General features: G+C 76.1%; 12 protein-coding genes. 3 read left to right on the forward strand and 9 right to left on the reverse strand.

What is annotated here, in order from left to right; all coding sequences use genetic code 11:
• Positions 1–14: 14 nt before the first annotated feature.
• The 6 genes from ACVMYR_RS27180 to ACVMYR_RS27205 all read right to left on the reverse strand — a co-directional run bounded on the left by ACVMYR_RS27180 (position 15) and on the right by ACVMYR_RS27205 (position 4,383).
• Positions 15–977, reverse strand: coding sequence for an anti-sigma factor RsbA family regulatory protein (locus tag ACVMYR_RS27180; protein WP_457123105.1), 963 nt, complete (start codon positions 975–977; stop codon positions 15–17).
• Positions 974–1,804, reverse strand: a complete 831-nt coding sequence (locus tag ACVMYR_RS27185; RefSeq protein ID WP_457123106.1) for an MEDS domain-containing protein — start codon at positions 1,802–1,804, stop codon at positions 974–976. The genes ACVMYR_RS27180 and ACVMYR_RS27185 overlap by 4 nt, the downstream gene beginning before the upstream one ends.
• A gap of 94 nt (positions 1,805–1,898) precedes the next feature.
• Positions 1,899–2,459 (reverse strand): NADPH-dependent FMN reductase, encoded by a 561-nt coding sequence (locus tag ACVMYR_RS27190; protein WP_457123107.1) that lies wholly within the window; start codon positions 2,457–2,459, stop codon positions 1,899–1,901.
• Between the two features lie 54 nt (positions 2,460–2,513).
• Positions 2,514–3,491, reverse strand: coding sequence for an ROK family protein (locus ACVMYR_RS27195; protein ID WP_457123108.1), 978 nt, complete (start codon positions 3,489–3,491; stop codon positions 2,514–2,516).
• Positions 3,492–3,496: 5 nt separating this feature from the next.
• Entirely contained in the window at positions 3,497–3,850 is a 354-nt protein-coding gene (locus tag ACVMYR_RS27200; RefSeq protein ID WP_457123109.1) for a DoxX family protein, read from the reverse strand.
• Between the two features lie 101 nt (positions 3,851–3,951).
• Positions 3,952–4,383 carry a type II 3-dehydroquinate dehydratase gene (locus ACVMYR_RS27205; protein WP_043962699.1) on the reverse strand — a complete coding sequence of 144 codons (432 nt, stop codon included), beginning with the start codon at positions 4,381–4,383 and terminating at the stop codon, positions 3,952–3,954.
• Between the two features lie 267 nt (positions 4,384–4,650).
• On the opposite strand from ACVMYR_RS27205, the gene ACVMYR_RS27210 reads away from it, so the two are divergent.
• The 3 genes from ACVMYR_RS27210 to ACVMYR_RS27220 are packed head-to-tail and all read left to right on the forward strand — an operon-like array spanning position 4,651 to position 7,734.
• Positions 4,651–5,814, forward strand: a complete 1,164-nt coding sequence (locus ACVMYR_RS27210) for a DegT/DnrJ/EryC1/StrS family aminotransferase (RefSeq protein WP_077937002.1) — start codon at positions 4,651–4,653, stop codon at positions 5,812–5,814.
• Positions 5,811–6,998, forward strand: a complete 1,188-nt coding sequence (locus ACVMYR_RS27215; protein WP_457123110.1) for a Gfo/Idh/MocA family protein — start codon at positions 5,811–5,813, stop codon at positions 6,996–6,998. Before ACVMYR_RS27210 ends, ACVMYR_RS27215 begins: the two co-directional genes overlap by 4 nt.
• A gap of 37 nt (positions 6,999–7,035) precedes the next feature.
• Complete coding sequence (locus ACVMYR_RS27220) at positions 7,036–7,734, forward strand: HAD-IA family hydrolase (protein WP_077937004.1); 699 nt, start codon at positions 7,036–7,038, stop codon at positions 7,732–7,734.
• A 175-nt stretch (positions 7,735–7,909) separates the two neighbouring features.
• Here ACVMYR_RS27220 and ACVMYR_RS27225 read toward each other — a convergent pair whose 3' ends face one another.
• The 3 genes from ACVMYR_RS27225 to ACVMYR_RS27235 form a co-directional block, all read right to left on the reverse strand.
• Positions 7,910–8,644, reverse strand: a complete 735-nt coding sequence (locus tag ACVMYR_RS27225) for a class I SAM-dependent methyltransferase (protein ID WP_457123111.1) — start codon at positions 8,642–8,644, stop codon at positions 7,910–7,912.
• A 99-nt stretch (positions 8,645–8,743) separates the two neighbouring features.
• Positions 8,744–9,757: a 3-dehydroquinate synthase family protein gene (locus ACVMYR_RS27230; protein WP_457123112.1), complete on the reverse strand. Its 1,014-nt coding sequence runs from the start codon at positions 9,755–9,757 to the stop codon at positions 8,744–8,746.
• Positions 9,748–10,572 carry a hypothetical protein gene (locus ACVMYR_RS27235; RefSeq protein ID WP_457123113.1) on the reverse strand — a complete coding sequence of 275 codons (825 nt, stop codon included), beginning with the start codon at positions 10,570–10,572 and terminating at the stop codon, positions 9,748–9,750. The genes ACVMYR_RS27230 and ACVMYR_RS27235 overlap by 10 nt, the downstream gene beginning before the upstream one ends.
• Positions 10,573–10,654: the final 82 nt, after the last annotated feature.

The following is a 10,654-nucleotide window of genomic DNA, read 5'->3' on the forward strand; positions in this document are numbered from 1 at the left end:
CGGGCCGGGCGGCCTCAGGCGACGAAGTGCGGGTTGCCCGCCGTCAGCCGCAGCGTGTAGCCGCCCGGCCCCCGGTGCGCCGACACGTGGTTGCAGGACTGGTGGGCGATCCACAGGCCGAGGCCGCCTTCGGCGCCGTCGCCGGCCGGGAGCAGCCCCGCGAACGGGTCCTTCGGCCCGTCGCCGCCGTCGGAGACCGTCGCCACCAGCCGGTCGGGCCCCACCCACAGCCGCAGGCAGACCGGCGGCTGGCCGTGGCGCAGCGCGTTGGTCACCGTCTCGCTGACCGCCACCACCAGGTCCTCGACGTCGTCGACGGGCAGCCGGCCCCCGCCGGCGGCGTGCACGGCGGCCCGGGCCTGCGCCGCCGTGGGCTCGGACAGCTCGACCACCGGCGGCGTCGACTGGAGCGGGTCCGGCGGCGCCGGCCGGTTCTCCCGCAGGTAGGTCGTCGGCTCCGTGTAGTCGGGACTCGGCACGTGCCGCCCGTCCGGGGTGGCGTGCCGGGGGTGGGTGCGCGCCACGTCCCGCAGCACCGACGCGGGCGTGCTGCGCGTGTCGTACGCGCACATGCTCCACAGCGGGAACTCGTCGTACGCGTGGTTGATCGCCGACTCGTAGCGGGCCCACCAGTCCCAGGTCACCCCCAGGGCGACCGGCGGCAGCTCCCCGACGATCCGGATCTGCCGCGCCCCGTCGGCCACGTGCCCGGCGAGCATCTCGCGGTAGGAGCGGATGGCGGCGGTCGGCCGGGCGTAGACGTCGCCGCCGGGCAGGAAGGTGACCCCGCAGCCGGCGGGCAGGGCGCCCCGCACCAGGGCGGCGTTGCGCGCGCCCAGCGACACCACCGTCGGCTCCCCGGCCGCGACCCCGCCGAGCAGGAACGGCACCACGACCGTCAGCAGCTCCTCCTCGGAGGCATAACAGGCCGCCTCGTGGAAGTAGCCCCGGTGACCCGCCGCCGCACCCGTCCTCATCGCCCGGCCTCCACGCGTATCCCGGGCAGGCCCAGCAGGTCGACGAGGCGGGCCACGCCGACGCCGGGCAGGCCGCGCAGCACCGCCACGGCACCCAGGCCGCAGGCGTACTCGCCCAGGAGCTGCAGGCAGCGGTGGTCGGCGAAGCGCAGCCGGCCCGCCTCGAACACCACCCGCCCGTCGACCGGCCGGGGCGCGGCCCGCTCCAGCGCCGTGGCGAGCAGGTCGCGGGCCGACCGGTCCAGCTCGCCGGCCAGCCCTGTGCGGCCCCGGCCCGCCGCGTAGAGCCGGAACAGCACGTCGTCGACGTTGCCCGCCGGGTGCAGGCAGGCCAGCTCGGCGACCGCCGCCGCACCCAGCTCACGGGGGTCGTAGACGCACATGGCGGAGAACGGGTGGGCCCGCATGTAGCCGTCGATCAGGTGTTCGTAGCGGGTGAAGGCCACCCGCTGCCGTGGGGTGCGGACCAGCCCGGTGGCCTCCGCGACCACCCGCAGCCCGGCGTGGCCGGCGGCCAGGGCCGCCTCGGTCGCCTCCGCGTAGGCCCGCACCTGGGCGGCCGGGTCGGCGACCCGGCCGTCGACGTAGGTGCCGTCGAGCGCGACGACCCGGGCGCTGCCGTCACGCAGGGCGTCGGCCAGCCCGGGGACGGCGGCCAGCCACTCGCGGGCCCCGGCCGGATCCCGCTCCGTCACGAACCACAGCTCCTCGCCCGCGGCGAGGCCGACGGTGAGGAACGCGCGGGCGGCGGCCTCGAAGGCGGCCGGGTCGTCGTGGCGCCAGCAGACGTGGTCGGTGGGCAGCGCGGGGCACCCGTCGCCGCTCACCGATGCTGCCCCATGCCCGCAGTCTATGCCCACCCTGTCGCCGCCAGCCGTCCCGGCCGTCCGCGCTGGTGGGGGCGGTTCTGCGGCGGCCGCTTCAGCGCCCCCGCAGCACGCGCAGCGCGCCGGCCCAGGCGATTACCTGGTCGAGCATCTCGCCCACCGCCTTCGCCTGCGCCGGGGCCGGCCGGAACTCGGTGAAGTCGACGAAGTCCGTCACCAGGGAGAGCGACACCTGCGACCGGACGTCGGCGACCTCCACCTGGGAGAGGACCAGCCGCAGGTGCTCGGCCGCCCGGGTGCCCCCGTGCACGCCGTAGCTGACCAGCCCGGCCGCCTTGTTCCGCCACTCCCGGTAGAGGTAGTCGATCGCGTCCTTGAGCACCCCGGGCACGGAGTGGTTGTACTCCGGGGTGACGAAGACGTACGCGTCGAAGGCGGCGATCCGGGCGGCCCACCGGCGCACCGCCGGGTCACCCGACGGGGCCATCGACGGCGGCAGCGGCGTGTTCAGGTGCGGCAGGGCGTGATCGGCGAGGTCCACCAGCTCGGCGGTCGCGTCGCCGCGCTGGGCGGCGATGTCCCGCACCCAGGCGGCGACGGCCTCCGCCTTGCGGCCCGGCCGGGTGCTGCCGACGACGACACCGATCCTGATCATGTGCGTTCCTTTCGGTCGAACGGGCGGCCCGGGTCGACCCGGGCCGGTGCGGCTTCAGCGGGGCGCGGCCAGGTCCCGGGCTAGCGCCACCGCGCCGTGCAGCGAGGAGAGCCCGCCCAGGGCGGCGGCCCGCACGGCGGGGGCCGGGCGGCCCGGCCGGGCGAGCCGGATCACCTCCCGACCGACCAGGTCGACGAAGCCGGGCAGCCCGGCGGCGAAGCCGCCGCCCAGCACCGCCACCGCCGGGTCGAGCAGCTCGCCCAGGCTGACCACGGCCGCCGCGAGGGCCGTACCCGCCGGTCGGACCGCGTCGTGGGCCCACGGCCGGTCCTGCGCCAGCCCGTCGCGCAGCTCGGCGAAGCCCACCTCGCCGCCCCGGGCCGCCGCGGCCCGGCGCAGCGTCGCCGGCCCGGAGGCGACCGCCTGGAGGCAGCCGTGCCGGCCGCAGTCGCACCGGGGCCCGTCGATGTCGACGACCAGGTGGCCGACCTCGGGGGAGCCCCGGCCCGGCACCGGCAGCGGCCGGCCGCCGAGCACCACGCCACCGCCCACGCCGGTGCCGACCCCGAGGTAGATGACGTCCTGCGCGCCCACGTGCCGGGCCTCGGCCAGCGCCGCCAGGTCACCGTCGTCGGCCCAGGCGGTGCGGCTGCCCGGGAAGAGCCCGCGCAGCGTCTCGTCGAAGGGCAACCCCGCCCAGCTCGGCCGGCCCGGCCACACGACCACCCGGCCCGTCGGGCCGGTGGTGCCGGGCATCGCCACCCCGACCGCCGCGAACCGCAGCCCCGACTCCGCGCGCAGCGCGCCGACCGCGTCGGCCAGCGCCGCCACGTCGGCCTCGACGCCGCCGCCGGGCCAGGTCAGCACCCGCTCGTACGCCCGGACGCCCGCTTCCGTCGCGACCCGGACCTTCCCGGCGCGCGCGCCCTCCGCAGGCCCGGCCGCGAACTCCTCGGCGCGCAGCGCCACCTTGGTGCCGCCGATGTCGACGCCGAGGACGCCGACGTGGTCCCTGTCGCTGTCCCCGGGCACCGGTCTCACCTCTGGAGCACGTGCAGCACCGCGAGCGCGGCGGCCGCCAACCCGAACGCGATCGGCATCACCGTCACCGCGAACGGGTCCCGGGCGCGCAGGTGGTAGCCGGCGGCGCCGATCATCAGCGGGACGAGGCCGACCGCCGCCGCGAGCCCGGCCAGCGGCCAGAACAGCCCGACGAGCAGGCCGACGACGGCCGCCAGCTCCAACACCCCGATGACCCGGGTGAGGCCGGCGGAGACGCCGAGGTGGTCCATCCGCTCGCGGGTCTTGCGCTCGCCGAGGAGCTTCTGCACGGCCGTGGCCATGAACACGGCGGCCAGGATGATGCTGAGGGTGATGGTGGGAGTCCGCACGGAAACATCCTTAGTGGAGGGGGTGACGGGTCGCCGGGACCCTGTCGGGCTGCCCGGCCCCGGCGGGCCGGTCGACGCGGGGGCCTGCCTTCCGGCCGGGCTCAGCCGACCGTGGCGACGAGGGCGCGGGCGGCCAGCCGGTAGCCCAGCGGGCCGAGCCCGACGATGACCCCGCTGGCCAGCGGGGCGAGCACCGAGTCGTGCCGGAAGCTCTCCCGGGCCCACACGTTGGACAGGTGGACCTCCATCCACGGCCGGGGATAGTTGGCCAGCGCGTCGCGCAGGCTCCAGCCCGCGATCATCAACGCGCCCGGGTTCACGATCGCGCCCACCGTGTCGTAGTGCTCCTGCACCGTACGCACCAGCGCGCCCTCGCAGTCGTGCTGCACGGCCACCACGTTCCAGCCCCGCGCGGCGACCTCCTCGCCGACCGCCCGCTCGATGTCGGCGAGCGTGTCGGTGCCGTAGATCTCCGGCTGGCGTCGACCGAGGATGCCCAGGTTCGGGCCGTTCAGCAGGAGCACGTCGGACACAGCTCACCTCGCGTGGGGCGACCCGGCGGGGCCGGCGACAGATTCCCCGCAGTCTTACTACGCCACCCGCCGACCACGGGCCGGGCACCACCGGCCGGCCGGCGAACTAAGGGGTGGGTAGGGGCCCGCTAGGGGAAGTGAGCAGGCTGCCGGGTCGGTTAGCGTCCACCGCGAGCCGATGACGTTGCCAGCTGGAGACCGCTGCGTCCAGCCGCCGCGGGACGGCCGGGGAACCGCTGGTCCTCCTGGATTGGGAAGTGGGAAGTCATGAGTGGTCAGCCGTCGACGGTGCCGGAGTTCCCCGAGTGGCCGCAGTTCGGTGACGAGGAACGAGCCGGCCTGATCCGCGCCCTCGAACAGGGCCAGTGGTGGCGGATGGGCGGGAGCGAGGTCGACACCTTCGAGGCGGAGTTCGGGGCGTACCACGGCACGCCGCACGCCCTCGCCGTCACCAACGGCACCCACGCCCTGGAGGTCGCCCTGGAGGTGCTCGGCGTCGGGCCCGGCACCGAGGTCATCGTGCCGGCGTTCACCTTCATCTCGTCGTCGCTCGCGGCGCAGCGCCTCGGCGCCGTCGCCGTGCCGGTCGACGTCGACCTCGACACCTACTGCGTCGACCCGGCCGCCGTCGCCGCCGCCGTCACCGACCGCACCAAGGTGATCATGCCGGTGCACATGGCCGGGCAGTTCGCCGACATGGACGCGCTCGACAAGATCGCCGCCGACGCCGGGGTGGCGCTGCTCCAGGACGCCGCGCACGCCCACGGCGCGCAGTGGCAGGGCCGCAAGGTCGGCGAACTCGGCTCGGTCGCCGCGTTCAGCTTCCAGAACGGCAAGCTGATGACCGCCGGCGAGGGCGGCGCGGTGCTCTTCCCCGACGAGGAGACCCGCGAGCGCGCCTTCCTCGTGCACAGCTGCGGCCGGCCGCGCACCGACCGCGACTACCTGCACCGCACCACCGGCTCCAACTACCGGATGGGCGAGTTCACCGCCGCCGTGCTGCGCGCCCAGCTCGCCCGCCTCGCCGGCCAGATCGACGTACGCGAGCAGCGCTGGCCGCTGCTGGCCGGCCTGCTCGCCGAGATCCCCGGCGTGGTCCCGCAGACCATCGACCCGCGCACCGACCGCAACCCGCACTACATGGCCATGTTCCGCATCCCGGGGATCACCCCGGAGCGCCGCCGCGCCGTGGTCGACGCGCTCATCGCCCGGGGCGTGCCCGCGTTCGTGGCGTTCCGGGCCATCTACCGGTGCGAGGGCTTCTGGAAGGCCGGCGCCCCCGACGAGACCGTCGAGCAGATCGCCGCCCGCTGCCCCAACGTCGAGCAGATCCACTCCGACTGCGTCTGGCTGCACCACCGCACCCTGCTCGGCACCGAGCAGCAGATGCACGACATCGCCGCCGTGCTGGCCGACGTCCTCGCCGGATGACCACCCCGCCGCCGGCCGTCTCCGGCGTCGCCGTGCCGCCCGGCGGCCCGATCCGGGTCGCCGTGGTCGGCCTCGGCTGGGCCGGCCGGGAGATCTGGCTGCCCCGGCTCGCCGCGCACCCGGCCTTCGAGGTGACGGCCCTGGTCGACCCGCAGCCGGCCGTCCGGGAAGCCGCCCGCGACACCCACGCGGTGCCCTTCGCGTACGCCGACGTCGACGACCTGCCCGTCGGCGCGGCGGACCTGGTGGTGGTGGCCGTGCCCAACCACCTGCACGCCGCCGTCGCCGCCCGGCTGCTGCGCCGGGGCGTACCCGTGTTCCTGGAGAAGCCCGTCTGCCTCAGCTCCGCCGAGGCGGCGCTGCTGGCCGACGCGGAGCGCGCCGGCGGCGCGGTGCTGCTGGCCGGCAGCGCCGCCCGGTGGCGCGCCGACGTGCGGGCCCTCGCCGACGCCGCCGCGGAGCTGGGCCCGATCCGGCACGTCGACGTGGCGTGGGTCCGTGCCCGGGGGGTGCCCGACGCGGGCGGCTGGTTCACCCGCCGCGACCTATCCGGCGGCGGCGCGCTCGTCGACCTCGGCTGGCACCTGCTCGACACGGTGCTGCCGCTGCTCGGCCCGGCCACCCGGATCACCCACGCCGTCGGCAGCGTCTCCGCCGACTTCGTCAACGACACCGCCGCGCACGCCGTCTGGCGCGACCCCGCCGGTTCCGCCGCTGCCGCAGGCGCGTTGCGGGGCGACGGTTCGGTCGGCGGGTCGCGGGGCGACGTCGAGGACACCGCCCGGGGGTTCCTGCTCACCGCCGACGGCGCGTCCGTCGCCGTGCACGCCTGCTGGGCGTCGCACGAGGCGCTGGACCGCACCACCATCACCGTGCAGGGCGTCGCCGGCACGGCAACCCTGCGCTGCACGTTCGGGTTCAGCCCGAACCGGGAGCCGACGCCGGTGCTCACCCGCACCCGCGACGGCGAGACCGTCGCGCTGCCGCTGCCGGCCGAGCCGATCGGCACCGAGTACGACCGCCAACTCGATGCCCTGCCCGGCCTGCTCACCGCCCCGGCCAGCCGGGGCGCGGCCGTCGCCGAGGCACACCGGACCATCGACATCATCGAACGGATCTACCGCACCGCCCGGCCCACCGAGCCGGAGCGGGAGCACGCGCTGGCGGGCCAACGCGACCGGTGAGAACCACCGGCGACCTCACTCGCTCCGGGGAGCAGCCATGACCCATCCACCGTCCACCATCGACGTCACCCTCCCGCCGCCGCCCGCCCGGGGCCCGATCCGCGCGGTCGTGTTCGACCTCGACGGCGTCGTGGTCGACAGCTCGGCCGTCATGCGCGAGGCGTTCAGCATCGCGTACGCCGAGGTGGTGGGCGACGGGCCCGCGCCGTTCGAGGAGTACAACCGGCACATGGGCCGGTACTTCCCGGACATCATGCGGCTGATGGGGCTGCCGCTGGAGATGGAGGAGCCGTTCGTCCGGGAAAGCTACCGGATGGCGCACCTCGTGCCGCTGTTCCCCGGCGTACGCGAGACCCTGGAGGAGCTGCACGGCCGGGGCGTCCGGATGGCCATCGCCACCGGCAAGAGCGGCCCCCGGGCCCGCTCGCTGCTCGACACGCTCGGCGTGCTCGGCCTGTTCGACCAGGTGATCGGCTCCGACGAGGTGGCCCGCCCGAAGCCGGCCCCGGACATCGTCCTCGCCGCCCTCGGCCACCTCGACGTGCCGCCGGAGCAGGCCATGATGGTCGGCGACGCGGTGATCGACCTGCTCAGCGGCCGGGACGCCGGCGTCACCACGGTCGCCACCACCTGGCACGGCGGGGACGTCGCCGCCCTGCTCGCCGCCGGCCCGGACGTGGTCGCCCACGCGCCGACGGACCTGCTGGCGTACTGCCCGGCGGCCCTGGTCCCCTGACCCGCGCGCCCGCGCGCGGTCGGGCGCGGCCGCCATGTCGGCGGCATGGCGGTATCAAGTCGGCCCGGATGCCGCGATGTCGCCGACATGGCGGGGCGACCCGCCGGCCCCGGACCCCGCCGGCCCCGGACCCCGCCGACGCGGCGGCGGGGCGTTCGGCGGGCGCGGCGACCGGTCAGGGGAGGCGGTACACGGAGACGTGGTTGCGCGACTCGGCGGTGAACTCGCCGCCGGCCCAGTCCGCGTGCCGCGACTCCAGCTCGAAGCCGGCCAGCTGCGCCATCAGGTCCAGCTCCGCCGGCCAGATGTAGCGGTGCGGCGTGCGGAACACCTGCGCCTCGGTGCCCTCGCCGAACCTGAAGTGGTGCGACACGACGTGCTGGCGCAGCACGTCGTAGGTGTCCAGGCCGATGTAGCCGGGCTCGCAGTGCCAGACCGTGGCCTGCCTGCCCGGCGGGAGCTGGCGCAGCTCCGGCACCCACAGCTCGACCACGAACCGGCCTCCCGGGCCGAGGTGGCGGGCCGCGTTGCGGAAGCAGGCGATCTGCTCGGCCTGGGTGAGCAGGTTGGCGATCGTGTTGAAGACCAGGTAGACGAGCGTGTACGCCCCCGGCGCGACGGTGGTGGCCATGTCCCCGACGACCACGGGCAACGCCGCCTCGTCCACCTTCGTCCGCAGCCTGTCGACCATGGCGGTGGACAGCTCGATGCCGGTGACGGGCACCCCGCGCTCGGCGAGCGGCACGGCCACCCGGCCGGTGCCGACGGCGAACTCCAGCGCCGCCCCGCCGCCCGCGAGCGCGGCGAGCCGGTCCACGGTCGGCCCCAGCACCTCGGGGGCGAACATGCCGACGCCCGGCGTGTCGTAGCGCGCGGCGGCGTCCGCGTTCCAGATGTCTTCCTGCCTCATGGGCCGACGATCGTCCTACGACGGCACGCTGTCCACCCGATTACGGCTTGTTAGGAAGGGTCCCCTGTACAACAGAATGCGTTAACAAGGTGCCCTTCCTTACGCCAAGGCGGTGCGGACGGCGTCGGGGGGGACGTCCGCGACCAGCTCCGGGCCCCCGGGACCGTCGAGGACGAACGACAGGCCCGCCGTGGCCTTCTTGTCGCGCCGCATGAGCGCGACCAGCTCGTCGTGGTCCACGTCGGAGGGCAGCTCCGGGTCCAGGCCGTAGCCGGCGACCACCTCGTGGTGCTCGGCGACCCGCTCGGGGCCGATCCGGCCGAGGACGCCGGCGAGCCGGCCCGCGAAGACCGTGCCGACGCCGACGGCCTCGCCGTGCCGCAGCCGGAAGCCCGTGGCGACCTCCAGCGCGTGCCCCAGCGTGTGGCCGTAGTTGAGGATGTGCCGCAGCCCCGAGTCGCGTTCGTCGGCGGCGACGACCCGCGCCTTGAGCGCCACGCACGCGGCGATCTGCTCCGCGACGGGCCGCCCGCGCAGGTCGCCCGCGCCGATGAAGTGGGCGCGGGCGATCTCCCCGTAGCCGTTGCGCCGTTCCCGCTCCGGCAGGGTCGTCAGGTGTTCGGTGTCGCAGAGCACCGCGCGGGGCTGCCAGTAGACGCCGACGAGGTTCTTGCCCTCCGGCAGGTTCACCGCCGTCTTCCCGCCGACGCTGGCGTCGACCTGGGCCAGCAGCGACGTCGGCAGGTGGATGACGGCGATCCCCCGGTGGTAGAGGCCGGCGGCCAGCCCCACCACGTCGGTGGTGGTGCCGCCGCCGCAGGAGACCACCGCGTCGGTGCGGGTCAGCCCGAACTCGGCGAACGCCCGGCACAGCTGTTCCACCGTGGCGAGGGTCTTGTCGTGTTCGCCGTCGCGGGCCGGCACCACCCGGTGCGGCACACCCGGGTCGGGCGTCCACTCCGGCGGCCGGGCCGAGACCACGACGACCCGCCGCGCGCCGATCCGTGCCACCTCCGCCGGCAGCCGGTGGCGCACGCCCGGCCCGATCAGCACCGGGTAGGCGCGCTCGCCGAGCGCCACCTCGATCCGCGCGGGGGTCTCTGTCACCTGCATGCGGCTGCTCTCTCCTCCGACTCGGGTGTGCGGCGGACCAGCGTCAGCCGCAGCGCCAGCGCGGCCAGCGCGTCGACGTCCGGGGCGATGCCCCACCGGTCGTGGCTGAGCTGCGCGTGGTGGGCCAGCAGGAAGCCGCGCGGCGCGTCCGGGTGGTCCCGCCCGGCGACGTCGGCGACCCGGTCCAGGTAGCGCCGCCACGCGGCCTCGGTCGCCCCGCCCGGCGGCAGGTCGTCCGCCGCTAGGACGATCTTGTCCGCCCCGGCGGCGGCCTGCGCGGCCAGTTCCCGCCGCTGCGCCCCGGTGAGCGCCGCGCCGCGGTCCTGCCAGTGCAGGAAGAGGAACGCGGCCCGGTCGGCCGCGGGCAGCAGCCCGGCCAGGTGCCGCAGGTGCGCCACGGCCAGCGGCAGCTCCGCGCCGGGCAGCCACGGCCCGTCCCCGGCGAGCAGGGCCAGCGCCAGGTCGCTGCCGGCCTGCGCGAGGGGTCCGCCCCGGGCCGGGTCGCGGACCACGTGCGGCTCGTCGACCAGGGAAAACCCTCGGTCGTACGCGCGCAGCCCGGCCCGGACCGCGGCGAGCCCTGCCGCCGACGCACAGATGCCGAGGCGCAGCCGCGGCCCGGCGGCGGAGCCGGCCGGGGCGACGGGGACGCCGGTGGGGTCGAGCCGGTCGTAGAACCAGCCGGACCCCGGGTCGGCGCGGCGGGCTGCGGCGACCAGCCCGGCGACGACGGTGCCGACCAGCTCGGCCGCCCGGGCGTCCGGGCAGCCGCCGGCCGGCACGGCCAGGCGGGCGAACAACCACGAGCGTTCCAACGACGGCACCTCGACTGACGGAAGGCGGGGCATGGGCGCGACGGTCTGCGCAGGCTCGCCCCATCATCACCTCCGCCGCAGG

It is taken from the genome of Micromonospora sp. PTRAS2 (assembly GCF_054052245.1).